This window comes from Serratia sp. BNK-4 (assembly GCF_048685115.1).
Taxonomy (GTDB): domain Bacteria; phylum Pseudomonadota; class Gammaproteobacteria; order Enterobacterales; family Enterobacteriaceae; genus Serratia; species Serratia bockelmannii.
On record NZ_JBLQTM010000001.1, the window covers coordinates 3,611,523 to 3,637,577 of the forward strand.

Below are 26,055 nucleotides of genomic sequence, written 5' to 3' on the forward strand. Positions count from 1 at the left end.
GACCGCGCTCCCTCTTCATTTCGCCTGCAGTTGGCGCGCGTCCTGCACCTGCTGCACCGTCACCGGCGCCGCCTGGTTACCCCAGCTTCCCCGCAGGTAGCTCATCAGATCGGCCGCCTGCCGATCGTTCAACGCCCAGCCATAAGCCGGCATGTCAAACGCCATCGCCTGCTGCGTGATCGGCGTATGCGCCCCCTCCAGCACCACCCGCAGCGCGGTCAGCGGATTGTCCGCCGTTACCGTGGCATTGCCCGCCAGCGCCGGAATGGCGAAGTCAGTGCCCTCCCCCTTATTGCCGTGGCAGGTCGAGCAGTACATCGCATAGGTCGCCTTTCCGCCCGGGTTATCCGCCTGCGTGGCTGGCGCAGCGGCTTTGGCGGCGGCGTCCGGCGCCAGGCTGCGCAGGTACACCGCGATGGCGTTCAGATCGCCGTCGCTGAGATACTGCGTGCTGTGGGTTACCACCTCGCTCATCGGCCCGGCGACTGCCGCATGGCGGCTGCGGCCGGTTTTCAGCAGCGCCGTCACCTCTTCCGGCGGCAGGCCGCGCAGATTGGAGGCGTACCAGCCGTCCAGCTCGGCGCCGCTCAGGAATACCGGCTCCTTGCCATCCAGGCCCTTCTCCTGCATCGCCCAGCCGCGCGGCGTGTGGCAGCTGCCGCAATGGCCCGCGCCCTGCACCAGATAGGCGCCGCGGTTCCACTCGGCGCTTTGCTGCGGATCTGCCTGATACGGCTGGTCGTCGTGGAACAGCGAGTTCCACACCGCCAGCGGCCAGCGCATCGACAGCGGCCAGCTGATGTCGCTGTCCCGGTTGGCGACGTTCTGCGCCGGCACCTCATTCATCAGGTAGTCATACAGCGCGCGCATGTCTTCCGCGCTCATTTTGGCGTAGGAGGTGTACGGCATCGCCGGGTAGAGCCGGTGGCCGTCTTTGGCTACCCCCTGGCGCATGGCGCGATCGAACTCCTCGAACGAATAGGCGCCGATGCCGTGCAGCTTGTCCGGCGTGATGTTGGTGGCGTAGATAGCCCCGAGCGGCGTCGGGAACTTCATGCCGCCCGCCAGTTCAGCGCCGCCCGGCGCGGTGTGGCAGGCGGTGCAGTCGCCGGCTTTGGCGACGTATTCCCCGGCCGACATCGCCTGGGCCGAGCCGCCGGCCGCCAGCAGGCTCAACAGGTACAGCGAACGCAGACTCATGCTCCCTCCTTGGCGGCAACCTTGCCGTAGGCCAGTTCGTTCACCGCGCGCCACGCCTGATCGATCGCCGAGTTGGCGTACGGGCTCCAGTCGGAATCGGAGTTGGCGATAACGATCTTGCCGATCGGCTGCCGCGCCGTTTCGATGATTTTCTTGGCTTCGTCTTCGTCGTCAAACAGCCCGTTGAGGAAGTAGGAGTAACCGTGCGACCAGCGGTTGACGGTGATCGCCTGAATGTCGCGCTGATGGTCGAAACCGGCCTCGCCCAGCATGCCCTGTAGCTGTTCGCGGATCATCTGCTCGTGCACCTCGAACGGCGTGCCCAGCAGCAGCGCGCGCCCTTTGCGCGACTGCTCGCGCGGGCTGAGGCCGCTGCCCGGCAGCGTCGGCACATAGACCATATGCAGGCCGATTGGCCGAGCCGGATCGCGCGGGTGCTGGTACCCGCCCATGCTCACCGGGTAGTCCAGCTTCACGCGGCTGTACGGCGCGGCCGGCGAATAAATTTCGTGCACGCCCAGCTTGATGAACGGCTGCCAGTTGCGGATCACCACCTTGCTGTACACCAGCGGCGCCTTGACGTTCTGCTTCAGCGCCTCCTGCTGCTCGTGCGACATCTCCGGCACCAGGTATGGGATCATCATGTTGTAGCCGGCCATCACCACCTGCCCGGCGCGCACCTTGGTCATCTTCTCGCCGGTCATATAGGTGACTTCCACCTTGTCGCCGACGTTGGCCGCGTGCAGCCCGGTGCTGTTCAAACGCAGCTTCACCGGCGACTCCGGCCGATCGAGCTGGCTGTAGTCGAATTTGGCCAGCACCACGTCATTCATGTCTTTGCCGGCCGGCGCCACCGCCGGGATCAGCTTGCGCACCATCAGGCGCGTCAGCGTGGCATTGCCGTCCGGGAAGTGGAACACGTAAGGATCGTCGAGATCCGCCTGCGACTCTTCGTCCAGCGGCGGCAGATTCATGCCGCCGAGGCCCGGCAGATCGCAGATGCGCGCATCGCTGCACGACGTGCCGTCGATGCCCACCGCCTGGAAGTCGTTGGTGGTCTGTTGGAAATAACGGATCGCCAGCTCGCTCAGGCCCACTTTTTCACGCAGGAACTGGGTGTAGCTGTGGGTATCGAGCCACTCGACCTTCTGCTCCAGCGTCATCTCCGGCAGATAATCTTTCTCCACCGTATGCAGTGCGATCAGCGCCTGGCGATCGCTTTCCGGCAACGGGAAATCGCCGATGAACGCTTCATACGAACGGCCGTTGAGGCGATCGCGCGGAATGTCGTCCGCCACTGTGCGGCCCGGATCGCCGCTCACCACCTTGTCGACGCCGAAGTTCTTGCGATCGAAGTAAACCCCGCGGCTCAGGTTAAGATCCGGGTAGAAGGTGGTGTCAAACGCCTGCTCCAGTTGGTCGATATCGACGCCGAGCTTGTGCAGCAGCCCCATCGCCACCGGGCTGAAGTTGGAGCGCGGCGACTGCAGCGATTCACTGCCGCCGTAGCCGAGCAGCATGCCGTCGTCGGTGTTGAATTCGTTGCGCTTGGCGTGGCCGCCGAAGTCGTCATGGTTGTCGATCAAAAGAATGCGCTGCTGCTCGCCTTTCAGCTGCTGCCAGAAACAGGCGGCCGCCAACCCGCTGATGCCGGCACCGACCACCACCAGATCGAACTCTTCAACGGCGGGTACGCTGCCGAAATCAAAGGTTTTGCCGTCGCGCCCCAGTTGATGCGCATGCTCGAACGAGCCCGGATGGTTACCCCGCAGCCCGGTCAGCGCCGGCGGGTAGTACAGGGTTTGATTGGCGGTTTGCGGCGACGCACGCAAGATTTGCAGCGGCGTCAACCCGGCGGCGATGGTGATCGCCACCCCGTTGAGAAAATCGCGTCTGGTGATACCCATATAGGCTTCCTTTCAATTTTTATTATCATCAGCCGGCCGGAGCCGGCTCGAAGGCCGCGCTATTGTGCGGATAATTACTGTAAAATCAATGTTTGAACATTACATGACGAATGGCCGTGTAATCCTCCAGCCCGTACATCGACATATCCTTGCCGTAGCCGGACAGTTTCTGGCCGCCGTGCGGCATTTCGCTCACCAGCATGAAGTGGGTGTTCACCCAAGTGCAGCCATATTGCAGCCGGGCGCTTAAGCGATGCGCGCGGCCCACGTCGCGGGTCCACACGGACGACGCCAGCCCGTAGTTGGATTCATTCGCCCAGGCCAGCACCTGCTCTTCATCGTCAAACGGCGTCACCGTCACCACCGGGCCGAACACTTCGCGCTGCACGATCTCATCGTCCTGGCGCGCGCCGGCCAACAGCGTCGGCTGGAAATAGTAACCCGGCCCTTTCACCTTCTCGCCGCCGGTCACCACCTGCACGTGCGGCAACGCTTTGGCGCGCTCGACAAAACCGGCCACCCGCTCCAGATGCTGGGCGGTAATCAACGGCCCCAGTTCGGTGCTCTCGTCGTCCGGCGCACCAATCTTCAGGCTGGCCACCGCCTCGCCCAGCCGCTTCACCAGCTCGGGATAAATGCTTTTCTGCGCGTAGATGCGGCAGGCGGCGGTGCAATCCTGCCCGGCGTTGTAGAAACCGAAGCCGCGAATGCCGTCCACCACCTGCTGCAGATCGGCATCGTCGAACACCAACACCGGCGCCTTGCCGCCCAGCTCCATATGGGTGCGCTTAATGCCGGCGGCGGTGTGGGCGATGATGTGCTCGCCGGTGGCGATCGAGCCGGTCAGCGACACCATGCGCACCTTGTCATGCCCGGTCAGCCGATCGCCGACGTTGGCGCCGCGCCCGAACAGCACGTTGAGCACGCCCGGCGGGAACAGCCCGGCGGCCAGTTCGGCCAGTTTGAAGGTGGTCAGCGGCGTCTGCTCCGACGGCTTGATCACCACGCAGTTGCCCGCCGCCAGCGCCGGCGCCAGTTTCCAGGCCGCCATCATCAGCGGGTAGTTCCACGGGGCGATCGAAGCCACCACGCCGAGCGGATCGCGGCGGATCATCGAGGTATGCCCGGCCAGATACTCGCCGGCGGCCATGCCGGTCAGGCAGCGGCTGGCCCCGGCGAAGAAGCGAAACACGTCGGCCACCGCCGGCAGTTCGTCGTTCAACACGCAGTGATAAGGCTTGCCGCAGTTGAGCGACTCCAGCCTGGCGAAGGTCTCGGCATGCTCGTCGATCAGATCCGCCAGCTTGAGCAGATGCTCGGCGCGCTCCTTCGGCGTGGTCTGCCCCCAGGCGGCGAACGCGGCATCCGCCGCCAGCACCGCGCGATCGACCTGCTCCGGGCTGGCCTCCGCCACCTGCGCAATCACTTCGCCGGTCGCCGGGTTATACACCGGCTGGGTCGCGCCCTGGCCGTTCACCAGTTGGCCGTCAATCAACAGTTGGCTTTGCATAGGGTTATCCTTTTATCAGAGGTCGGGTAAGGAAATTATTTGCCGCTGCCGGCGACGCTTTCTCCACCTTTGGTCAGGTAGTAAGCGCCGAGGATCGGCAGCATGGTTAACAGCATCACCGACAGCGCCACCACGTTGGTGATCGGCACGTCGCGCGGGCGGCCGAGCTGGTTCAGCAGCCACAGCGGCAGCGTGCGCTCGTGGCCGGCGGTAAAGGTGGTCACGATGATTTCGTCGAACGACAGCGCAAACGCCAGCATGCCGCCGGCCAGCAGCGCCGAGCCGAGGTTCGGCAAGATCACGTAACGGAAGGTTTGCCAGCCGTCGGCGCCGAGATCCATCGACGCTTCGATCAAGCTGTACGAGGTGCGGCGGAACCGGGCGATGACATTGTTGAACACGATCACCACGCAGAACGTCGCATGGCCGACGACGATGGTCAGGATGCCCGGCTCGATGTTCAGCGCCTTGAACGCCGCCAGCAGCGCTAGGCCGGTGACGATCCCCGGCAGCGCGATCGGCAGCAGCAGCAGCAGCGAAATGCTGTCCTTGCCGAAGAAATCGCGCCGATACAGCGCCGCCGCCGCCAGGGTGCCGAGCACCAGCGCGATGGCGGTCGCCAGGCAGGCGATCTGCGCCGACAGCAGTACCGCATCGAGGATGTCCTGCCGCCCGGCGGCGACGTTAAACCAGTGCAGCGTGAAGCCCTTCGGCGGGAAGCTGAAGGCCGCATCCTCGGTGTTGAAGGCATAGATGGCGATGATCGCCAACGGGAAATGCAGGAAGACAAGTCCGCCCCAGGCGGCCAGCTTCAGCCCTAAGGGCGCGCGTTCAGAGTGCATCGAAAGCCCCCAGACGTTTGACGATGGAAAGGTAGATGGCGATCAGGACGATCGGCACCAGCGTAAAGGCCGCGGCCATCGGCATATTGCCGATCGCGCCCTGCTGGGCGTACACCATGCTGCCGATGAAATAGCCCGGCGGCCCCACCAGCTGCGGCACGATAAAGTCGCCCAGCGTCAGCGAGAAGGTGAAGATCGATCCGGCGGCGATACCCGGCACCGCCAGCGGCAAAATGACGTGGCGGAAAGTCTGCGCCGGTCGCGCGCCCAGATCCGCTGAGGCATGCAGCAGCGAGGGCGGCAGGCGCTCCAGCGCCGCCTGGATCGGCAGGATCATGAACGGCAGCCAAATATAGACGAACACCAGAAAACGCCCCAGCCCCGAGGTCGACAGCGTGTTGCCGCCGACGCCGGGCACCGTCAGCAGCGAAGCCAACAGCGGCTCCAGCCCCAGGTGCTGCAGGAACCACTGCGCCACGCCGTCTTTCGCCAGCAGCAGGGTCCAGGCATAGGCTTTAACGATATAGCTGGCCCACATCGGCATCATCACGGCGATATAAAAGAACGCCTTGACGCGGCCGCTGGTGTAGCGCGCCATATAATAGGCGATGGGGAACGCCAGCACCGCGCTGGCCAGCGACACCAGCACCGCCATGGTCAGCGTGCGCAGGATGATGTCGTAGTTGGCCGGGTTGAACAGCGCCGCCAGGTTGGCGAAGGTCAGGTCCGGCGTCACCGCCATGGTGAAATCGTCGAAGGTGTAAAACCCCTGCCACAGCAGCGTCAGCAGCGAACCGAGGTACACCGCGCCGAACCACAGCAGCGGCGGCACCAGCAGCAAAAGCAGATACAGCGTCGGCCGGCGATAAAGCCAGGTCGACAGCGCGCGCACGGTACCGCCGCGCGCCGAGGGGGAATCGATGCTCATGTCCATCTCACCTCTCCTCCAGCAGCGGCACCATCGCCGCGCGCGGCCAGCAGGCGACGATCGGCTGGCCGATCTGCCGCTGTTGCCCTTCGGCGATCCACTGCGGATTGGCCTGGCTGACCAGCAGCTTTTCGCCGCCGTTCAGCGCGATTTCATAGCGTGTGGCCGCGCCCTGGTAATGGATTTCCTGCAGCGTGCCCTGCACCTGAATCTCGTCCTGCGCCGCACCGCCTTGCTCCAGCAGGCGGATATGTTCCGGCCGGATCGAGAAGGTTCGACTTTCGCCGAGCAGGCGCTGCGCCAGCTCGCTACGTACCACGTTGGAGGTGCCGACGAACTCGGCGACGAACGGCGTCTTCGGCCGCATGTAAAGCTCACGCGGCGTATCCACCTGTTCGATGCGGCCGTTATTGAACACCGCCACCCGATCGGACATCGACAGCGCTTCGCTTTGATCGTGGGTGACGAAGATAAAGGTGATGCCCAGCTGGCGCTGCAGCTTCTTCAGCTCGCCCTGCATCTGCTCGCGCAGCTTGAGATCCAGCGCGCCGAGCGGCTCGTCCAGCAGCAGCACCCGCGGCCGATTGACCAGCGCGCGCGCCAACGCCACGCGCTGACGCTGGCCGCCCGACAAGTGCGCCGGTTTGCGTTCGGCAACGAAACCGAGCGCCACGCTCTCCAGCGCCTCTTGCGCCCGTGCCAGCCGCTCGCGTTTGGCGACGCCCTTCACCATCAGACCGTAGGCGACGTTTTCCAGCACCGACATGTGCGGAAACAGCGCGTAATCCTGAAACACGGTGTTCACGTCGCGCTGGTACGGCGGTAGGTTGGCGGCTTCCTGGCCGTGGATGCGAATCGAGCCGGAAGTCAGCTGTTCAAAGCCGGCGATCAGGCGCAGGCAGGTGGTTTTGCCCGAGCCGGACGGCCCGAGCATGGAGAAGAATTCCCCGTCCTGAATATCGATGGATACCCGATCCACGGCGCGAACATCGCCGAAAGTCCGCGAAACATCGATGAATTGCACGGCAATGGTCATTTTCTGTGCTCCATACGGATGTGATTCGGGCGCAGCGGGCTGCGCCCCGCGGCTTAGCGGCCGCCCATGATGGCGATGTAGTCCTGGGTCCAACGGCTGTACGGCACGAACTTGCCGCCCTGCGCCTGCGGCGTTTTCCAGAAGGCGATTTTGTCGAACTGGTTGAAGCCGTTGGTTTCGCAGCCCTTCTCACCCAGCAGCGCGCTGGCCTTGCAGCCCGCCGGCGAAGCCGGCACCGACCCGAACCAGGCCGCCACGTCGCCCTGCACCTTCGGCTCCAGCGACCAGTTCATCCACTGGTAGGCGCAGCTCGGGTGTTTGGCGTCGCTGTGCAACATGGTGGTATCCGCCCAGCCGGTCACGCCCTCTTTCGGGAACACGGTGGCGATCGGCTGCCCCTCGCCCTTCAGGGCGTTGGCCTGATACGGCCAGGCGCTGGAAGCCACCACGCCTTCGTTTTTAAAGTCGCTCATCTGCACCGAGGTATCGTGCCAGTAGCGGTGGATCAGCGCGTGCTGGCTGCGCAGCAGCTTCAGCGCCGCCTGATACTGCTCTTCGTTGAGCTGATAAGGATCGCTGATGCCGAGCTGCGGCTGGGTGGCCTTCAGGAACAGCGCCGCGTCGGCGATGTAGATCGGGCCGTCGTAAGCCTGCACCCGCCCCTGGTTGCTCTTGCCGTCCGGCAGGTTCTGCTGCTGGAAGATCACCGCCCAGCTGTCCGGCGGCGTCGGGAAGGTTTTGGTGTTGTACATCAGCAGGTTTGGCCCCCACTGGTACGGCGTGCCGTAGGTTTTGCCGTCCACGGTGTACCAGGCGCCGTTCAGCAGGCGCGGATCGATGTTCTTCCAGTTCGGGATCAGCGCGGTGTTGATCGGCTGCACCCGCTTGCCGAAGATCAGGCGCAGCGAGGCGTCGCCGGAGGCGGTCACCAGATCGTAGCCGCCTTTGGCCATCAGGCTGACCATTTCATCGGAGGTAGCGGCGGTCTTCACGTTCACCGCGCAGCCGGTTTGCTTCTCAAACTGGGTGACCCAGTCGTAGTTTTTGTCGGACTGGCCGCGTTCGATGTAGCCGGGCCAGGCGATGATATCCAGCCGGCCTTCGCCTTTGCCCAGTGACTGCGGCAGATCGGCCGCCTGGGCCAGGCCGCACAGCACGGTGAGACAGAGCGCGGAGACGGTGGTGGTGACTGCGGTAGTTTTTCTCATCGTAATTACCCCTGTGTTGCGTATCTGTGTGCGGCAGGGAACGGCTGCCGCCCGATTTTGCTTTATAGAACCGCTAGAAGCTGGCTTTGAACTTCGCCATTACGTGTCTGACAACGCTGTAATCCTGCAGCGAATCGCTGGACAGATCCTTGCCGTAGCCGGAGCGTTTCAGGCCGCCGTGCGGCATCTCGCTCGCCAAGGTGAAATGGGTGTTGATCCAGGTGCTGCCGTACTGCAGATGGGCGGCGATGTGCAGCGCCCGATCGATATTTTGCGTCCACACCGACGAAGCCAGCCCGTATTCCGAGTCGTTGGCCCACTCGACTGCCTGCGCCAGATGCTCGAAGCGCGTGACGCTGACCACCGGGCCAAACACCTCGCGCTGCACGATTTCGTCGCTTTGCAGGCAGCCCGCCAGCAGGGTCGGCTGGTAGTAGAACCCCGGCCCGGAGTGGGCCGCGGCGCCGGTGATCAATTCGATATGCGGTTGGCTGAGCGCCCGCTCGACGAAGCTGGCGACGCGATCGCGCTGGCGGCTACTTATCAACGGGCCGATCTCGTTGTCCTGATCGCGCTTGCGGGCGAAGCGCAGGCTGGCGACCGCCTCGCCCAGCGCGTCCACCAGTTTGGGATAGATGCCCGCCTGCGCGTAGATGCGGCAGGCGGCGGTGCAGTCCTGGCCGGCGTTGTAATAGCCGTAGGTGCGAATGCCGTTGACCACCTCGTCGAGATCGGCGTCGTCGCAGACGATCACCGGCGCCTTGCCCCCCAGTTCCAGGTGGGTGCGCTTGACGCTTTTGGCCGCCGCCTGAAGAATTTTTTGCCCGGTGACGATATCGCCGGTGACCGACACCAGCCGCACCTGCGGGTGCCCCACCAGCTGGCTGCCGACCCCTTCACCGCCGCCGTAGACGATATTCAGCACGCCCGGCGGCAGGATCTCCTGCAGCGCCGGCACCAGCGCCAGAATGGTCAGCGGCGTATGTTCGGACGGTTTAAACACCACGGTATTGCCCGCCGCCAGCGCCGGCGCGATTTTCCACGCCGCCATCATCAGCGGATAGTTCCAGGGGGCGATCGAGGCCACCACGCCAATGGGATCGCGGCGGATCATCGAGGTGTGGCCGGGCACATACTCGCCGGCCAGCTGCCCTTGCTGCGTGCGCACCGCGCCGGCGAAGAAGCGAAACACGTCGACCGCCGCCGGCAGATCGTCATTGAGCGCCTGATGCAGCGGTTTGCCGCAGTTGAGGGCTTCCAGCTGCGCCAGCTGCGGCGCCTGCCGCTCGATGGCGTCGGCGATGCGCAACAGCAGCGTGGCGCGCTGGGCCGGCGTGGTGCGCGACCAGTGGCTGAACGCCTGCTGCGCGGCTTTCACCGCACTGCCGACCTGCGCCGAAGAGGCTTCGGTCAGGGCGATCAGCGTCTCGCCGTTGGCCGGATTGACGATGCATTCCTGCTGGCCTTCGCCGTCGATAAGCTGACCGTTAATGAACTGCTGACAGGACAAACCTGAGAGAACCTGCACATCCGCCATCGCCTGACGCCCCTAAGTGACAAAAACGTTAACCAAATGTGAATAAGTTAGTTTTAATCAGCCTAAGCGAGCCTCTGGCGGGCAACAAATTCTAAATACTGAACGACGCGTTCGATTAAATCGAATGCTTAAGCCCGGCGGCGTGTTTGCTGCCGTTCTCGCGCGCGATGGTGAGGAACGGCGTCACCAGCTCCGGCCGCGCGCTGCCGCGCCGCCATGCCAACCCGATATCCAGCGGCTCCAGCAGATCGTCCAGCTTGCGCGCCTCGATCATGTTGCCCTCCAGCGACCAGGCGCGGTACGCCATGTCCGGCTGGATGGAGACCCCCATCCCCGCCGCCACCAGACTGCGCACCGCCTCGGTCGAGGCGGTCTTCATGGCGATCTCCGGCTTCAGCCCGGCGCGCGCCCAGATGCGCCGCGCGTGCACGTCCATTTCATCGGCGTTGAGCTGGATCAGCGGCTGTTTGGCCACGTCCGCCAGGCTGATGCTCTCGTGCTCCAGCAGCGGGTGCAGCGGCGGTAGCCACAGGCGATACGGCGAGTGCATCAGCACCTCGGTCTGCAGCGCGTCGCGGTCCTCGATGTTCGACAAGATCAGCACGCCGATGTCGATCTCGCCGCTAACCAGCAGATGCTCGATGTACGGGCGTTCATCTTCAACCACCTGCACGGTGACGTTGGGATAGGCCGATTTAAAGCGCGTGAGCAGCTCCACCAGAAAGTAGCCGGCCACCAGGCTGGTGACGCCGACGGTCAGCTTGCCGGTCAGGCTTTCGGTGCCGATCTGCAGGCTGCGCTTGGCGTTGTCCACCGTCGCCAGGATCAGATACGACTGGCGCAAAAACTGATGCCCCTGATGGGTCAGCGTCATGCCCTTGGCGTGGCGATCGAACAGCCGCACGCCGATCTCGGTTTCCAGCTGCTGGATAGCGAGCGTCAGCGAAGACTGGGAGACAAACACCGCCTGGGCGCCGGCGGAGATCGACCCGGTTTCCGCCACGGCGATGAAGTGGCGGATTTGGCGTAACGTCATCATGGGGGGGATTCCTCAAGCAAAAACATTGCGTTGAGTGTAGACGCCGGCCACGAAGCGATCGGGAAAAGTATCAAAAACGCGATAGCGTTCGCTTTTTTAGAATGCTGACAGGCAAAAAGGGGGAAACGGCGAGGCGAAGAAGCATGATGCGCGGAGGACAGAAATGACAAGGGCGCAGCACGCTGCGCCCTTGATGGCAGAGGATCAGATCGCTTCTTCGTCCTGCTCGCCGGTACGGATGCGCACCACGCGCGCCACGTCGAAGACGAAGATCTTGCCGTCGCCGATCTTGCCGGTCTGCGCGGTCTGCATGATGGTTTCCACGCAGGTGTCAACGATGTCGTCGGCAACCACGATCTCGATCTTCACCTTAGGCAAAAAGTCGACCATGTACTCGGCACCGCGGTATAGCTCGGTGTGGCCCTTCTGGCGGCCGAAACCTTTCACTTCGGTGACCGTCATGCCGGTGATGCCCACTTCGGCCAGCGCTTCGCGGACGTCATCCAGTTTGAACGGCTTGATAATCGCGTCGATCTTTTTCATCTTCTTTCCTTTTACCAATTTTTGCGGCCAAAACCGGATGTGATGGGGTAGCGGCGGTCTTTGCCGAAGTTACGGGCGGTGATGCGCGGCCCGACGGCGGCCTGACGCCGCTTGTATTCGTTGATGTCCACCAGGCGGATCACCTTGCGCACGATCGCTTCGTCGAACCCTTCGGCCACCAGATCGGCGACCGACTTGTCACGCTCAACGTAGCCTTCCAGGATCGCATCCAGGATATCGTACGGCGGCAGGCTGTCCTGATCGACCTGATCCGGCGCCAGCTCGGCGGACGGCGGACGATCGATCACCCGCTGCGGGATCACGTAGGAGACGGTATTACGGTATTCGGACAGCTTGAACACCAGCGTTTTCGGCACGTCTTTCAACACGTCGAAACCGCCGGCCATATCGCCGTACAGCGTGGCGTAACCCACCGCCATTTCGCTCTTGTTACCGGTGGTAAGCACGATGCTACGGCGTTTGTTAGACAGCGCCATCAGCACCACCCCGCGGCAACGCGCCTGCAGGTTTTCTTCGGTGGTGTCACGCTCGGTGCCGGCGAACATCGGCGACAGCTGGCCCATAAAGGCGTCGAACATCGGTTCGATGGAGACGATATCGAACTCCACGCCAAGGATTTCCGCCTCTTCCTTGGCGTCGGCGATGCTGATATCCGCGGTATAGCGGAACGGCATCATCAGCGCCTGCACCTTGTCTTTACCCAACGCATCCACGGCAATCGCCAGCGTCAGCGCCGAGTCGATGCCGCCGGACAGCCCCAGCACCGCGCCTTTAAAGCCGTTTTTGGTCACGTAGTCGCGCACCGCCAGCACCAGCGCCTGATACACCTGCGCCAGCTGCGGCAGTTCAGCGGCCGGATCGGCCATCGGCACCACGGCCAGCTCGTTGAATTCCAGACGAGTCACCTGCTCGTCGAAGGCCGCCAGACGGTGGGTCATGGTGCCGGCGGCGTCGAATACCTTGGAGCAGCCGTCGAAGATCAGCTCATCCTGGCCGCCGACCTGGTTGAGGTACACCAGCGGCAGCTGGGTGCGCTGGCAGTGGCCGGCCATCAGCGTTTTACGGATATATGGTTTTTCGCGGTTATACGGCGAGGCATTGATCGACAGGATAATCTCCGCGCCGGCCGCCTTGGCGGCGTCGATCGGCTCAGGGAACCACAGATCTTCGCAAATCAGCAGCCCCAGACGGTAGCCTTTCAGCTCCACCACGCAGGTGTCGTTGCCGGCATGGAAATAGCGCTTCTCATCAAACACGCCGTAGTTCGGAAGCTGCTGCTTGAAGTAGCGGGTCAGCAGGCGCCCTTCGGCAAACAGCGACAGCGCGTTATACAGCTTGTCGCCTTCGCGCCACGGGTGGCCGACCAGGATCGCCGTCTCGGCGGAGGCCTGCTGCAGGCGCAGCAGCTGCGCGTCGCAGCGCTGGTAGAAATCATTGCGATACAGCAGGTCTTCCGGCGGGTAGCCGGACAGCGCCAGTTCGCTGAACATGACCAGATCGGCTCCCGCCTTCTGCTGCTCCTGCACGATTTGCAACATGCGTTCGGTGTTGCCTTCAATGTCGCCGACCAGCAGGTTCAGCTGGGCCAGGGCGATGGAAAGTGATCTGCTCATTTGTGTACGATCCCGCTTAATACGTTCCATGGTGCTCTACGCCGGGGCGCGCCGCGGCAAAGAGAACGGAGTGTAAATCATTCCGCCGGATTTGTTGAGAACCTGCGTGGCAGGCACCGGCGGGAATCTGTCATTCTTTGAAATCGTTGGCGTCCAGCTCGTGACGCGACAGCAATTTGTAAAACTCGGTGCGGTTGCGGCCCGCCATGCGTGCGGCCTGGGTCACGTTGCCCTTGGTGATCTGCAGCAGCTTGCGCAGGTAGTGCAACTCAAACTGGTTGCGCGCTTCGGCAAAGGTCGGCAGCGCGGTGTTTTCTCCTTCCAGCGCTTGCTCCACCAGGGCTTCGCTGATCACCGGCGCCGAGGTCAGCGCCACGCACTGCTCGATGACGTTGACCAGCTGACGCACGTTGCCCGGCCAGCTGGCGGTCATCAGCCGCTTCATGGCGTCGGTCGAGAAGCTGCGCACGAACGGCTTGTGCCGCTGAGCCGCTTCGCGCAACAGGTGGTTGGCCAGCAGCGGAATGTCTTCGGCGCGCTCGTTGAGCGCCGGGATCTTCAGGTTCACCACGTTGAGGCGGTAGTAGAGATCCTCGCGGAACTCGTTCTTCGCCATCGCCTTTTGCAGATCGCGGTGGGTGGCGGAGATGATGCGCACGTCGATGTCCAGATCGCGGTTGCTGCCCAGCGGCCGCACCTTGCGCTCCTGCAGCACACGCAGCAACTTCACCTGCAGCGACAGCGGCATATCGCCGATTTCGTCGAGGAACAGCGTGCCGCCCGCCGCCGCCTGGAACAGCCCTTCGCGGCTGCTGACCGCGCCGGTAAAGGCGCCCTTGGCGTGGCCGAACAGTTCGGACTCCAGCAGCTGCTCCGGCAGCGCGCCGCAGTTGATGGCGATGAACGCCTTGCCGGCGCGCGGGCTGGCGGCGTGGATCGCCTGCGCCACCACCTCTTTGCCGGTGCCGCTCTGGCCGTTGATCAACACGCTGACGTCGGACTGCGCCACCATTTTCACCTGCTCCAGCAGGCGCAGCATCAGCGGGCTGCGGGTGACGATGTCTTCCCGCCAGGCCTCGTCGCCGGCCGGGGTGGCCGACAGCGCGAGCGCCTCGTCGATGGCCTTGTACAGCGCATCGCGATCCACCGGTTTGGTGAGGAAGCTGAACACCCCTTGCTGGGTGGCGGCCACCGCATCGGGAATCGAACCGTGCGCGGTGAGAATGATCACCGGCATGCCCGGCTGATGTTTTTGGATCTCGGCGAACAGCGCCATGCCGTCCATCTCGTCCATACGCAGATCGCTGATCACCAGATCGATCTGTTCGCGCGCCAGCAGGCGCAGCGCTTCCTGGCCGCTTTCGGCGGTGGTGACGTGAAAACCTTCACTGGTCAGGCGCATGCCCAGCAGCTTCAGCAGGCTGGGATCGTCGTCAACCAATAACAGGTTGGCCGGTTTGCGTGCGGTCATTGCGCGTGGGACTCCTTATTGGCAGGGGGCGGCGTATAGGTGTCTTCCGGTTCAACCGGCAGCGCGGTGCCCTTTTCCGGCTCGTCCTGCGGCTCAGCCCCTTTGGCGGCCGCGCCGTTTTTACCGGCGGCTTCGCCCTTTTGCGAGCCCGCGCCGTTGTCCGGGATTTCCCCTTGCAGCTGCTTGCGCGAAGAGAGCTGGCGCTCGATGTCGGTCAGGTTTTCCAGCTTGCGCGAGGTGTCCTGCAGCTGCGATTGCAAACGCGCCTGGCTCTGGCGCAGCGAATCGATCTGGCTGTCGCTGCTCTCCTGCAGATGCTGATAGCGCGCTTTCTCATCGAACAGCGTGATCTGCAGCATCTGCTGCTGGCGCCACAGCTGCGTCAGTGGACGCAGCGAGCCGGGGAACTCCATCCGATAGCTGTTGATCCTGTCGATCATCTGGCGGCGTTCGCCAGAGGTCGGCTGTGCGCTACCCAGCAGGATGCTCTGTTTGAAAACGCCGGACCAGCTGTCACCCGGCACCGTTTTCGCCAGCGCACGCGCCTGGGTCGAGCCGATGCGATCGGCGCAGTCCATCGCGCGCAGCCAGTAGAGCGCATTATCCAGCGCATCCTTGTCGTCCAACTGCCACAGGGTATCGCAAGCCGCGGTGCGGTAATCGATCACCTTGGTATCCGGGATCGCCTCTTGCTGCTGAGCGTTCAGGCCGCCGCTGACGGCACGATCGACGCAGCCCGCCAGCAACAGCGGCATAAAGAAGACGGCACCCAACCAGCTGATCGGGCGTTTGCCGAGCGGCGCTCTGTGCGTGGCACGCGGTGAACGTTCGGTCTGTGAAAGACGAAGGCGCTTAGACCATGTGTACATTATTTATTCATTCTCGGCGGTTAACGGCAGTTCAATGCGGAAGCAGACGTCTGCACCGGCGACCGTCGCCAGTTGCAGCTCACCGCGCATGCGACGGATACAGTCCTGAGCGATGCTCAACCCCAGTCCGCTTCCTTTTACCGCCCCTTTTCGCTGGTGACTACCCTGGAAAAAAGGCTCGAAAATCATGGCTCTTTCAGCCTCGGGGATCGGCGTGCCGGTATTGGCGACGTCGATTTGCACCCGTTGTCCAACCTGACGGCTGCGGATCCAAATGTTACCGGATTCCTTGCCGTAGTGCACCGCATTGGAGTAGAGATTATCCAGCACGCGCATTAATAGCGTAGGCTCTGCCCAGCAGATTTCCGCCTCCAGCACGATTTCGGTGGAAATCATCTTCGCCCGCGCCGGCAAACTGTGCGCGGCGACCACCAAATCGACCATCTCGCGCAGCTCGACGTTCTCGTGTTCCGCCGGGCCATCGGCCAGTTTGCGGTTGTAATCCAGCAGCTGTTCAATCAGCTGCTGCAGGTGGCGACTGCTGTTGTCGAGGATCGTCACCACCTCTTTCTGATCGGAAGTCAGCGGCCCCGCCACCTCGTCGGCCAGCAGCTCGGTGCCTTCGCGCATGCTGGCCAGCGGCGTTTTCAACTCGTGCGAGATATGGCGCAAGAATTCGTGGCGCTGCGATTCCAGCCACGCCAGCCGCTCGCTCAGCCAGATGATGCGCTGCGCCAGCGAACGCAGCTCGCGCGGCCCTTTGAACGATGCAGTGCTGCCCAACGCGCGCCCTTCCCCCAGGCGGTTGATCATCCGTTCCACGGCCTTGACCGGCCCGATGATCATGCGGGTAAACAGCACCACCAGCAGCACGCTGACCAGGAACAGCAGCAGCGCCTGCCAGCCGAAGAACTGGCCACGCTCGGCGATGGCCTGCTGCAGCTGCTGGCCGCGCGAGAACACCACCGCGCGCGTGGCCTGCACCATTTCGGCGTTGGAACGGGAGAACGATTCGAGCAAGGCCGAAGCCTCTTGGTCCGGCCCGCTGTTATGGCATTTGATCGCCGCCAGCTGGGTCAGCAACTGACGCAGCGTTTGGTAGTAGCGCTCGTCCGGCAGAATCGGCGCGTGGGCGTCCAGCATCTGCGAATATTGCTTGCGCTGGTTCTGGTACAGCTTCTGCAGCGTAGGATCGACCAGCACGCAGTACTGACGATAGCTGCGCTCCATCTCCAGCGCCACGCTGGTCATCGCCTCACTGCGCCGCGCGTCCACCAGCGTGGTGCGGTTGATGTCCGCCGCCTGCGCGCTGAGGTGATCCAGGCTCTGGTAGGCTTGATAGGCCAGCACCAACAGCGGCAGCAGCACCAACAGAAAGGCCAGCAGCACCAATTGCCGCAGCGAACGGGGAAATAAACGCCATTTTTTCAACGAAATCATCTCATTCTCTCAGCTCTGTCACGATGCTAACTGACTCGCCGGAAAGAAAAAAGCCCGGCAAGGGAGAATCCTGAACGCACAAGGAAAAAGCCGCGGGATTGGTGAACCGCGCCCATAGGCCTGCCGACGGCATGCGGCCCCGGTAATATCAACCGGTGCGAAAACGAGAGTGTGGGGAGAGCGTCTGCGTTCGAGGGCATAGGCAACGAAACAGGGATAAGCGCAGCGTTGAGAATTGACATCGGGGCAAGAAACTTGCCCCAACGCAAGGAAAGTGTGGATGCCCTTGAACCTCGTCCCCAGGGTGATGTAGCGCAGCGGCTGGCATCGAACAGGACGAATAGCATCCGTAAGTATCCAGGATTGATGAACCCTTCATCACAGTTGGATACAGGCGGTGCCTCACTCCACGTGTCGCCCGATGCTTGATAAAGCCGTTTGCACGGTCTGTTATCGGTTTAGTTGGACGATAGGCACCATTTCTTTGGCATCATTCGGAGGCTTATGAGGCGATTTGCCGTCTAATAACGGCGCCGTCATAAAAAGTTGAATGAGCAACTGACGAGAATAATGCACGTTGCGTGCCAACTTTGCAATTAAAATTATAACTTTATGATTTTATTAAAAAATAAAATTATATCAGCAAATTTCTTTGCGCATCACGCCCCGATGAGCGATGAAAAAAACGCCGCGCTGTCGCCAAATGCAGACAACTAAAGCCAAACCCGCTTACCACCAATAAAATCAAACGGTTAAATGTCTCCATTTAGCGACAGGGAAAATAGCGCCTGTCGCAAAATGCAGACACTGCCGCCAGTCGGCGAACGCCGGCCATAAAAAAGGGCGCAATTGCTTGCGCCCTCTGTACGGTGGTACCGTTTTTAGCCCAGCTGCTTACGGGCGTTGCGGAACATGTGCATCCACGGGCTGTCCTCGCCCCACTCTTCCGGGTGCCAGGAGTTGCTGACCGTGCGGAACACGCGTTCCGGGTGCGGCATCATCACCGTGGCACGTCCGTTGGCGCTGGTTACGGCGGTAATGCCGTTCGGCGAACCGTTCGGGTTAGCCGGGTAAGCTTCCGTCACCTGACCGGCGTTGTTGACGAAACGCAGCGCCACCAGACCATGGCTTTCCAGCGCCGCCAGATGCGCCGCATCGCGCACTTCGACGTGCCCTTCACCGTGGGAAACGGCGATCGGCATGCGCGAACCGATCATGCCCTGCATGAACAGCGACGGGCTGGCCGCCACTTCCACCAGGCTGAAGCGCGCCTCGAAGCGATCCGACAGGTTGCGCACGAAGCGCGGCCAGTGTTCGGCGCCCGGGATCAGCTCGCGCAGGTTGGACATCATCTGGCAGCCGTTGCATACGCCCAGCGCCAGCGTCTGCGGACGGTGGAAAAACGCCTCAAACTCGTCACGCACCCGCTCGTTGAACAGGATAGACTTCGCCCAGCCTTCGCCGGCGCCCAGTACGTCGCCGTAAGAGAAGCCGCCGCAGGCCACCAGCGTGTGGAAGTCCTGCAGATCGCGGCGCCCTGCCAGCAGATCGCTCATGTGCACGTCCACCGCGTCAAAGCCGGCGCGGTGGAACGCCGCCGCCATTTCAACGTGGGAGTTCACCCCCTGCTCGCGCAGCACCGCCACTTTCGGGCGAGCGCCCTTGGCGATGTACGGCGCGGCGATGTCTTCCTCGGGTGCGAAGGTCAGTTTCACGTTCAGGCCAGGATCTTGTTCATCCTGCTTGGCCTGATGTTCCTGATCGGCGCACGCCGGGTTATCGCGCAGGCGCTGCATCTGCCAGGTGGTTTCCGCCCACCAGGTGCGCAGCGTATTGCGGCTTTCGCTGTACAGCGCCTTGCCGTGCTGGGTGATGACGAAACGATCGCCGGCCTGCACGCTGCCGATGTGATGCACGTTGTCGGTCAGACCGTGCTGCGCGAACGCCTGTTTCACATCGTCGAGACGTTCGGCGCTCACCTGGATCACCGCCCCCAGTTCTTCGTTGAACAGCACCGCCAACGCATCGTCGCCGAGGCCGTCGAGATTGACGTTCACGCCGCAGTGACCGGCAAAGGCCATCTCCGCCAGCGTCACCAGCAGGCCGCCGTCGGCGCGATCGTGGTAAGCCAGCAGCGCGCGATCGGCCACCAGCTGCTGCATGGCGTTGAAGAAGCCCGCCAGCTGCGCAACGTTGCGCACGTCGGCAGGTTTGTCGCCCAGTTGGCGGTAAACCTGCGCCAGCGCGGTGGCGCCCAGCGCGTTATGGCCGTTGCCCAGGTCGATCAACAGCAGCGCGCTGTCGCCCTTATCGGTGCGCAATTGTGGCGTCACGGTGTGGCGCACGTCTTCCACGCGGGCGAAGGCGGTGATGACCAGCGACAGCGGCGAGGTCATTTCACGCTGTTCATTGCCTTCCTGCCAGCGGGTTTTCATCGACATGGAGTCTTTACCCACCGGAATGGTGATGCCCAGCGCCGGGCACAGCTCTTCGCCCACCGCTTTCACCGCTTCGTACAGGCCGGCGTCTTCACCCGGGTGGCCGGCGGCGGCCATCCAGTTGGCGGACAGCTTCACGCGCTTCAGACTGCCGATTTCCGTGGCGGCCAGGTTGGTCAGCGCTTCCCCGACCGCCAGGCGGCCGGAGGCGGCGAAGTCCAGCAGCGCCACCGGCGCGCGTTCGCCGAGCGACATCGCTTCGCCGTAATAGCTGTCCAGGCTGGCGGTGGTGACCGCACAGTCGGCCACCGGGATCTGCCACGGGCCGACCATCTGGTCACGCGCCACCATGCCGGTAACGGTGCGGTCGCCGATGGTGATCAGGAAGGTTTTCTCCGCAACGGCCGGCAAATGCAGCACGCGTTTCACCGCGTCGGCCAGCGTGATGTTCTCACGCTGCACCGCCTCGCCATGCGCCTGCAGGCGGGTCACGTCGCGGGTCATTTTCGGCGTCTTGCCGAGCAGCACGTCCAGCGGCATGTCGATCGGCTGGTTGTCGAAGTGGCGGTCGTTCAGCGTCAGGTGCTGTTCTTCGGTCGCTTCGCCGATCACCGCATAAGGTGCGCGCTCGCGGCGGCAAATCTCGTCGAACTGTGCCATCTGCGCCGGGGCAATCGCCATCACGTAACGTTCCTGCGATTCGTTGCACCACACTTCCAGCGGGCTCATGCCCGGCTCGTCGTTGAGGATATCGCGCAGCTCGAAGCGGCCGCCGCGGCCGCCGTCGCTCACCAGCTCCGGCATGGCGTTGGACAGGCCGCCGGCACCGACGTCATGGATAAACAGGATCGGGTTCTGGTCGCCCAGCTGCCAGCAGCGGTCAATCACTTCCTGACAGCGGCGCTCCATTTCTGGGTTGTCGCGCTGCACCGAAGCGAAGTCCAGATCGGCATCGGACTGGCCTGACGCCATCGACGAGGCTGCGCCGCCGCCCAGGCCGATATTCATCGCCGGGCCGCCCAGCACCACCAGCTTGGCGCCGACGGTGATTTCCCCTTTCTGCACATGATCGGCGCGGATGTTGCCGATACCGCCCGCCAGCATGATCGGTTTGTGGTAGCCGCGCAGCTCCACGCCGTTATGGCTGTTGACGCGCTCTTCATAGGTACGGAAGTAGCCCAGCAGCGCCGGACGACCGAATTCGTTGTTGAATGCCGCGCCGCCCAGCGGGCCTTCGGTCATGATATCCAGCGCGGTGACGATGCGTTCCGGCTTGCCGAAATCCTGCTCCCACGGCTGTTCAAAGCCGGGAATGCGCAGGTTGGACACCGAGAAGCCCACCAGGCCGGCCTTCGGCTTGGCGCCGCGGCCGGTGGCGCCCTCGTCGCGGATCTCGCCGCCGGAGCCGGTCGCGGCGCCCGGCCACGGTGAGATCGCCGTCGGGTGGTTGTGGGTTTCTACCTTCATCAGGATGTGCGCATCTTCCTGATGGTAATCGTACGTGCCGTTCTCCGGCGCGGCGAAGAAGCGACCGACCTGCGAGCCTTCCATCACGGCGGCGTTGTCTTTATACGCCGACAGCACGTAGTCCGGCGTCTGCTCATAGGTGTTCTTGATCATTTTGAACAGCGATTTAGGCTGCTGTTCGCCGTCGATGATCCAGTCGGCGTTGAAAATCTTGTGGCGGCAGTGCTCGGAGTTGGCCTGCGCGAACATATAGAGTTCGATATCCGTCGGGTTGCGCCCCAAACCGGTAAAGGCATTCAGCAGATAGTCGATCTCGTCCTGCGCCAGCGCCAGGCCGAGCCGGACGTTGGCCTGCTCCAGCGCGGCGCGCCCTGCGCCCAGCACATCGACCGACTGATACGGCGCCGGCTGATGGTGCGCGAACAGCTGTTCGGCCTGTTGCAGCTCGCTGAAGACGGTTTCCATCATGCGATCGTGCAGCAGCGCGGCGAGCTGGCGCCACTGGGTTTCCGTCAGCTCGGGCGCCTTGACGTAGAACGCCAGGCCGCGTTCCAACCGCAGCACCTGTTGCAAACCGCAGTTGTGGGCAATATCGGTGGCTTTGGAAGACCAGGGAGAAATGGTGCCCGGACGCGGCGTAACCAGCAGCAACCGGCCTTCGGGAGCGTGTTCGGCGAGAGAAGGACCGTACTTGAGCAGACGCTGAAGCTTGGCGTGTTCTTCGGCACTTAGCGGTGCACTAACATCGGCAAAGTGGACGTACTCGGCGTAGATATCACTGACGGGCAGGTGAGCGTCCTGGCAGCGGGACAGCAGTTTGGTAATGCGAAAAGCCGATAAAGCGGGCGAACCACGCAGAATTTCCATAATCAAAGTTCTCTCGTCTTCGAAGCGACGGATAAGACGCTTCATTGGGCGCAACAGGGGAAAACGCGCGTCATTATAGAGAATCCTCGCCGCCGACGAAACCGTTTGCGTAGGGATTATTGATAAAAGCGTGCCGCACCGACGAATTGTCATAACGTGTCAATAAAGTTGCACACTGGCGTTTTGTTGCGCAAAATGCCCCCGCACTGGTGATTTAACCATGAGAAAAGTCGCGGTTGTCGTCGCCGGCGTACCTGTGCCACCACTGGATAACTATTTGAAACGTCTTAAAATAAACTACATCCTCATCGGCGTTGTCACCCTGCTTCTGGCTCTCGCGCTGTGGCCCAATATCACCTGGCGCAGCGGCCAGGGCGGGCAACTCCAGGAGATCATTTCCCGCGGCGAGTTGCGTATCAGCACGCTGAACTCCCCGCTGACCTATTTCAACACCAAGCAAGGGCCGGGTGGGCTCGACTACGAACTGGCCAAGCGCTTCGCCAACTACCTCGGGGTGAAGCTGGTGGTGATCCCCCATCAGAACATCAATGACCTGTTCGACGATCTGGACGACGACGACGCCGACCTGCTGGCGGCAGGCCTTATCTACAACCAGGAACGCCTGAGCCGCGCACGCACAGGCCCGGCCTACTACTCTGTTTCCCAACAGCTGGTGTACCGACTGGGCACCCCGCGGCCGAAAAGCTTCGCCGACATCAAAGGCAAGCTGGCGGTCGCCTCCGGTTCCGCGCACGTCAGCACGCTAAAACAGCTCAAGCAGGATAAATACCCGGATCTCACCTGGGAGTCCTCCAGCGATCTCACCTCCAAAGAGCTGCTGGAGCGGGTTGCCGACGGCAAGCTGGACTACACCCTCGGCGATTCGGTGACCATCGCGCTGCTGCAGCGCATCCATCCGCAGCTGGCGGTGGCGTTCGACGTCACCGACGAAGAGCCGGTCACCTGGTATCTCAAACGTGACGGCGACGACAGCCTGTACGCAGCGATGCTGGATTTCTACAGTCAAATGGTGGACGACGGCACCCTGGCGCGGCTGGAGGAGAAATACCTCGGCCACGTCGGCAGCTTCGACTATGTGGACACCAAAACCTTCCTGTCGGCCATCGACTCGGTGCTGCCCAACTTCCGCCCACTGTTCGAGAAGCACGCCAACGAGATCGACTGGAAGCTGCTGGCGGCCATCGCCTATCAGGAATCGCACTGGAATCCGCAGGCCACCTCCCCCACCGGCGTGCGTGGCCTGATGATGCTGACCCGCGCCACCGCCGACGGCCTGGGGGTCAACGACCGCCTCGATCCGGAAGAGAGCATTCAGGGCGGCGCGCTCTACCTGCAGCGACTAATGGCCAAGGTGCCGGACAGCGTGCCGGAAGACGAGCGCATCTGGTTCTCGCTGGCGGCCTACAACATGGGCTGGGGCCATATGCTGGACGCACGCAAGCTGACCAAAACGCAAAAAGGCAATCCGGACAGCTGGGTCGACGTCAAACAGCGCCTGCCGATGCTCAGCCAAAAGCGCTACTACCCGCAGCTGACCTACGGTTATGCGCGTGGGCGAGAAGCCTACAACTATGTAGAGAACATCCGCCGCTACCAGGTCAGCCTGGTGGGTTATCTGCAGGAAAAAGAGAGAAAGGCGGCGCAAGCGGCCGCCGAGCAGGAAGCGTTGGGGAAAGGCTATCCGACGGTGATGCCGGAACTGGCGCTCAACTACTGATTATTCCGGCGTATCCGCCGCCCGCTGCGCCAGCTTGAGCGCTTTTTTCTGTTCGCGGCGCAGGCGGAAGAAATTGCTCAGGGTGGCGGCGCATTCGTCCGCCAGCACGCCCGAGACGATCTCCACCTGATGGTTCATGCCCGGATGGCGCAAAATGTCCACCAGCGAACCGGCCGCGCCGGTTTTCTCGTCGGCGGCGCCATACACCAACCGGCGGATACGGCTGTGCACCATCGCACCGGCGCACATCACGCAGGGCTCCAGCGTGACGTACAGCGTGGCGTTCAACAAGCGGTAGTTTTGCAGCACCGCGCCGCCCTGGCGCAGCGCCATGATCTCGGCGTGCGCGGTTGGATCGTGTCGGCCGATCGGGCGGTTCCAGCCCTCGCCGATGACCTGATTGTCCAGCACCAGTAGCGCACCCACCGGCACCTCGCCCTCTTCCTGCGCGCGCAGGGCCAGCTGCAATGCCTGACGCATCCAGTACTCATCGTTATATTCAGTCATCGCATAATTCCTCGTGCGCTTTTGCGGCGGGCATTATACACACTAGCCTCCCTTTGTCGTAGCCGCCCGCCAATGGCTATACTGGCCGAATCAGCGTGTGATTCAGGGACAAGAAACATGAAACTCAGTAAAAAGAACGCCGTCGTGGTGCGCAAGGCGCTGGACGGCTGGGTTGGGGAAGGCGCCTTGACACCCGAGCAACGGCAGCAGTTGCTGCTGCATGTGGACGTACAACCTTTCGACTGGCGACGGCTGGCGCGCTATGCGTTTCTCGCCGCGCTGGCCTCGTTGCTGATCGCCGTCACCAGCCTGTTCGCCGACAGCGCACTGCTTGAATGGCTGAGCGAACTGTTCCGCTTCGACGCGCCGGTGCGCATGGCGATCGCCGGCGTACTGGCGGCGCTGGCCTACGTCTGGGCGCTGCGCCGCCGCCAACGGCACCCGGAAAAACGCTACGGCAATGAGGCGGCGCTGTTTGTCGCCGTGTTGCTCACCGCCTGCGCCTTATGGCAGTTGGGGGTCTGGCTGGATAACGGCAGCGGCCGGGTTTCCGTACTGCTGCTGGTCGCCGCGCTGCTGTACGGCGCGATCGGCTGGTTCAGCCGCTCCGGGCTGGTGTGGTGGTTCGCCCTGCTGTCGCTCGGCAATGCCTTCGGCGCCGAAACCGGCTACCTGTCCGGCTGGGGCGCCTACTGGCTCGGCATGAGCTACCCGATTCGCTTTATCGCCTTCGGCGCGGTGCTGATCGCCGCCGCATTGCTGCTGCGGCCGCTGTTGGCGCAGCGCGGCCTGCAGCGGGTGTCGCTGGCGATGGGCCTGCTGTACCTGTTCATCGCGCTGTGGCTGCTATCCATCTTTGGCAACTACGGCGATCTCGACAGCTGGTACCGCGCGCGCCAGATTGAGCTGTTCCACTGGAGCCTGCTGTTCGGGCTGGCCGCCCTCGCCGCCATCTGGCTGGGGTTGAAGCATGACGACGCCATGCTGCGCGGTTTCGGGCTGACATTCCTCGGCATCAACCTCTATACCCGCCTGTTCGAGTTTTTCTGGGACAGCATGCCGAAGGCGATTTTCTTCGCGCTGCTCGGCCTGAGCCTGTGGGCGTTGGGGCATTATGCGGAGAAGATTTGGCAACTGGGGCGCAAACCGCACGACGTAACCGACGACTGATCGCGGTAGCGATAACAGCAAAGGGCGGAATTCTCCGCCCTTTGTTTATTCCAGCTGCTGCAGCTCGCCCTGCTTGCTTACCCGCCAGCGGTGTTCGCAAAAAAACAGCAGCGGGTTATCCTGCTTGCTGTCGCTGTAACCGCTGTACAGCTTCAGCGGCGCACCGAGCCGTTGCTCCAGCTGCACCACTTTTTGTACGCCCAGACAGCGCAAGGTCAGCACCCAGCCGCCATAGCGGCGCGCGATGCGGCTGCCGACCAATCGCACCCGCGGCAGAAACGCCGAATCCCGATAGACCTGCGCCACCAGTTGCTCCGGCGAGCCGGTAATCAGCCACACCTCGGCATCGTGCTCATCCAAATACTGCCGCAAGCGCATTTGCACCACCGGAAACGCGGTCACCTTCTGGCGGAAAGCCTCGATAAACTGCCGCTCCAACGCCTTCAGCGTCGCTTCGGAGCGCCCGAAGGTGATCGCCCACAGCAACAGGCTCATCGGCCAGCGCGCGGCGCGCCCCAGCAGCAACAGCGCCAGGCCAATCAATGGCAACAGCGGTATCACCAGCAGCAGATTCAGCGGTAAACGGCGCAGCAGGAAGCGCAAGAAACTGCCGAACATATCCTCCTGATGCAAAGTGCCGTCCAGATCGAAAAAGACCACGCGGCGCCCTTCTGCGGCCGATGGTTGCTGCTTGTCGCTCAAAC

Annotated in this window: 19 protein-coding genes; 2 read left to right on the forward strand and 17 right to left on the reverse strand. The window is 62.9% G+C overall.

Translation table 11 applies throughout. The features are described from left to right. Positions 1-15: 15 nt before the first annotated feature. The 15 genes from ACMGGW_RS17305 to purL form a co-directional block, all read right to left on the reverse strand. Positions 16-1,200 carry a c-type cytochrome gene (locus ACMGGW_RS17305; protein ID WP_049204907.1) on the reverse strand — a complete coding sequence of 395 codons (1,185 nt, stop codon included), beginning with the start codon at positions 1,198-1,200 and terminating at the stop codon, positions 16-18. Continuing rightward, positions 1,197-3,107, reverse strand: a complete 1,911-nt coding sequence (locus ACMGGW_RS17310; RefSeq protein ID WP_164099443.1) for an NAD(P)-binding protein — start codon at positions 3,105-3,107, stop codon at positions 1,197-1,199. The genes ACMGGW_RS17305 and ACMGGW_RS17310 overlap by 4 nt, the downstream gene beginning before the upstream one ends. 85 nt (positions 3,108-3,192) lie before the next feature. Continuing rightward, positions 3,193-4,617 (reverse strand): aminobutyraldehyde dehydrogenase, encoded by a 1,425-nt coding sequence (gene patD / locus ACMGGW_RS17315; RefSeq protein ID WP_197832420.1) that lies wholly within the window; start codon positions 4,615-4,617, stop codon positions 3,193-3,195. 35 nt (positions 4,618-4,652) lie between these two features. Further along, positions 4,653-5,459, reverse strand: a complete 807-nt coding sequence (locus ACMGGW_RS17320; protein WP_004941378.1) for an ABC transporter permease — start codon at positions 5,457-5,459, stop codon at positions 4,653-4,655. Beyond that, positions 5,449-6,393: an ABC transporter permease gene (locus ACMGGW_RS17325; protein WP_025303927.1), complete on the reverse strand. Its 945-nt coding sequence runs from the start codon at positions 6,391-6,393 to the stop codon at positions 5,449-5,451. The genes ACMGGW_RS17320 and ACMGGW_RS17325 overlap by 11 nt, the downstream gene beginning before the upstream one ends. Before the next feature lies 1 nt (position 6,394). After that, positions 6,395-7,423: an ABC transporter ATP-binding protein gene (locus ACMGGW_RS17330; RefSeq protein WP_015378790.1), complete on the reverse strand. Its 1,029-nt coding sequence runs from the start codon at positions 7,421-7,423 to the stop codon at positions 6,395-6,397. A 53-nt stretch (positions 7,424-7,476) separates the two neighbouring features. Continuing rightward, positions 7,477-8,631 carry a putative ABC transporter substrate-binding protein YdcS gene (ydcS, locus tag ACMGGW_RS17335; protein WP_025303928.1) on the reverse strand — a complete coding sequence of 385 codons (1,155 nt, stop codon included), beginning with the start codon at positions 8,629-8,631 and terminating at the stop codon, positions 7,477-7,479. Positions 8,632-8,704: 73 nt separating this feature from the next. Continuing rightward, positions 8,705-10,168: a gamma-aminobutyraldehyde dehydrogenase gene (locus ACMGGW_RS17340; protein WP_043138131.1), complete on the reverse strand. Its 1,464-nt coding sequence runs from the start codon at positions 10,166-10,168 to the stop codon at positions 8,705-8,707. A 115-nt stretch (positions 10,169-10,283) separates the two neighbouring features. Further along, complete coding sequence (locus ACMGGW_RS17345) at positions 10,284-11,207, reverse strand: LysR substrate-binding domain-containing protein (protein WP_004941365.1); 924 nt, start codon at positions 11,205-11,207, stop codon at positions 10,284-10,286. A 204-nt stretch (positions 11,208-11,411) separates the two neighbouring features. Further along, entirely contained in the window at positions 11,412-11,750 is a 339-nt protein-coding gene (glnB, locus tag ACMGGW_RS17350; RefSeq protein ID WP_004847623.1) for a nitrogen regulatory protein P-II, read from the reverse strand. 11 nt (positions 11,751-11,761) lie between these two features. Then, complete coding sequence (locus ACMGGW_RS17355; protein WP_025303930.1) at positions 11,762-13,384, reverse strand: NAD+ synthase; 1,623 nt, start codon at positions 13,382-13,384, stop codon at positions 11,762-11,764. 130 nt (positions 13,385-13,514) lie between these two features. Next, positions 13,515-14,855: a two-component system response regulator GlrR gene (glrR, locus tag ACMGGW_RS17360; protein ID WP_025303931.1), complete on the reverse strand. Its 1,341-nt coding sequence runs from the start codon at positions 14,853-14,855 to the stop codon at positions 13,515-13,517. Next, complete coding sequence (gene qseG, locus ACMGGW_RS17365; protein WP_053085981.1) at positions 14,852-15,724, reverse strand: two-component system QseEF-associated lipoprotein QseG; 873 nt, start codon at positions 15,722-15,724, stop codon at positions 14,852-14,854. The genes glrR and qseG overlap by 4 nt, the downstream gene beginning before the upstream one ends. A gap of 3 nt (positions 15,725-15,727) precedes the next feature. Next, the gene (locus tag ACMGGW_RS17370) at positions 15,728-17,164 is read right to left on the reverse strand and encodes a sensor histidine kinase (protein WP_025303933.1); all 1,437 of its coding nucleotides are present in this window, start codon (positions 17,162-17,164) and stop codon (positions 15,728-15,730) included. A gap of 881 nt (positions 17,165-18,045) precedes the next feature. After that, positions 18,046-21,939, reverse strand: a complete 3,894-nt coding sequence (gene purL, locus ACMGGW_RS17375) for a phosphoribosylformylglycinamidine synthase (protein ID WP_197832447.1) — start codon at positions 21,937-21,939, stop codon at positions 18,046-18,048. Positions 21,940-22,213: 274 nt separating this feature from the next. Between purL and mltF the strand changes: the two genes are divergently transcribed. Further along, positions 22,214-23,674, forward strand: a complete 1,461-nt coding sequence (gene mltF / locus ACMGGW_RS17380) for a membrane-bound lytic murein transglycosylase MltF (RefSeq protein ID WP_025303935.1) — start codon at positions 22,214-22,216, stop codon at positions 23,672-23,674. Here the strand turns inward: mltF and tadA are convergent, their stop codons facing one another. Then, on the reverse strand, positions 23,675-24,181 hold the full coding sequence (gene tadA / locus ACMGGW_RS17385) for a tRNA adenosine(34) deaminase TadA (protein ID WP_049204917.1): 507 nt from the start codon (positions 24,179-24,181) through the stop codon (positions 23,675-23,677). A 117-nt stretch (positions 24,182-24,298) separates the two neighbouring features. Between tadA and ACMGGW_RS17390 the strand changes: the two genes are divergently transcribed. Further along, entirely contained in the window at positions 24,299-25,351 is a 1,053-nt protein-coding gene (locus ACMGGW_RS17390) for a DUF2157 domain-containing protein (protein ID WP_127146612.1), read from the forward strand. 45 nt (positions 25,352-25,396) lie between these two features. Here the strand turns inward: ACMGGW_RS17390 and yfhb are convergent, their stop codons facing one another. After that, positions 25,397-26,053: a phosphatidylglycerophosphatase C gene (gene yfhb / locus ACMGGW_RS17395; protein WP_025303938.1), complete on the reverse strand. Its 657-nt coding sequence runs from the start codon at positions 26,051-26,053 to the stop codon at positions 25,397-25,399. Positions 26,054-26,055 lie beyond the last annotated feature (2 nt).

Bases quoted from the DNA above. Each gene is read 5' to 3' on its own strand.
- ACMGGW_RS17305 (WP_049204907.1), bottom strand. From the start codon at position 1,200: ATGAGTCTGCGTTCGCTGTACCTGTTGAGCCTGCTGGCGGCCGGCGGC.
- ACMGGW_RS17310 (WP_164099443.1), bottom strand. From the start codon at position 3,107: ATGGGTATCACCAGACGCGATTTTCTCAACGGGGTGGCGATCACCATC.
- patD (WP_197832420.1), bottom strand. From the start codon at position 4,617: ATGCAAAGCCAACTGTTGATTGACGGCCAACTGGTGAACGGCCAGGGC.
- ACMGGW_RS17320 (WP_004941378.1), bottom strand. From the start codon at position 5,459: ATGCACTCTGAACGCGCGCCCTTAGGGCTGAAGCTGGCCGCCTGGGGC.
- ACMGGW_RS17325 (WP_025303927.1), bottom strand. From the start codon at position 6,393: ATGGACATGAGCATCGATTCCCCCTCGGCGCGCGGCGGTACCGTGCGC.
- ACMGGW_RS17330 (WP_015378790.1), bottom strand. From the start codon at position 7,423: ATGACCATTGCCGTGCAATTCATCGATGTTTCGCGGACTTTCGGCGAT.
- ydcS (WP_025303928.1), bottom strand. From the start codon at position 8,631: ATGAGAAAAACTACCGCAGTCACCACCACCGTCTCCGCGCTCTGTCTC.
- ACMGGW_RS17340 (WP_043138131.1), bottom strand. From the start codon at position 10,168: ATGGCGGATGTGCAGGTTCTCTCAGGTTTGTCCTGTCAGCAGTTCATT.
- ACMGGW_RS17345 (WP_004941365.1), bottom strand. From the start codon at position 11,207: ATGATGACGTTACGCCAAATCCGCCACTTCATCGCCGTGGCGGAAACC.
- glnB (WP_004847623.1), bottom strand. From the start codon at position 11,750: ATGAAAAAGATCGACGCGATTATCAAGCCGTTCAAACTGGATGACGTC.
- ACMGGW_RS17355 (WP_025303930.1), bottom strand. From the start codon at position 13,384: ATGAGCAGATCACTTTCCATCGCCCTGGCCCAGCTGAACCTGCTGGTC.
- glrR (WP_025303931.1), bottom strand. From the start codon at position 14,855: ATGACCGCACGCAAACCGGCCAACCTGTTATTGGTTGACGACGATCCC.
- qseG (WP_053085981.1), bottom strand. From the start codon at position 15,724: ATGTACACATGGTCTAAGCGCCTTCGTCTTTCACAGACCGAACGTTCA.
- ACMGGW_RS17370 (WP_025303933.1), bottom strand. From the start codon at position 17,164: ATGATTTCGTTGAAAAAATGGCGTTTATTTCCCCGTTCGCTGCGGCAA.
- tadA (WP_049204917.1), bottom strand. From the start codon at position 24,181: ATGACTGAATATAACGATGAGTACTGGATGCGTCAGGCATTGCAGCTG.
- ACMGGW_RS17390 (WP_127146612.1), top strand. From the start codon at position 24,299: ATGAAACTCAGTAAAAAGAACGCCGTCGTGGTGCGCAAGGCGCTGGAC.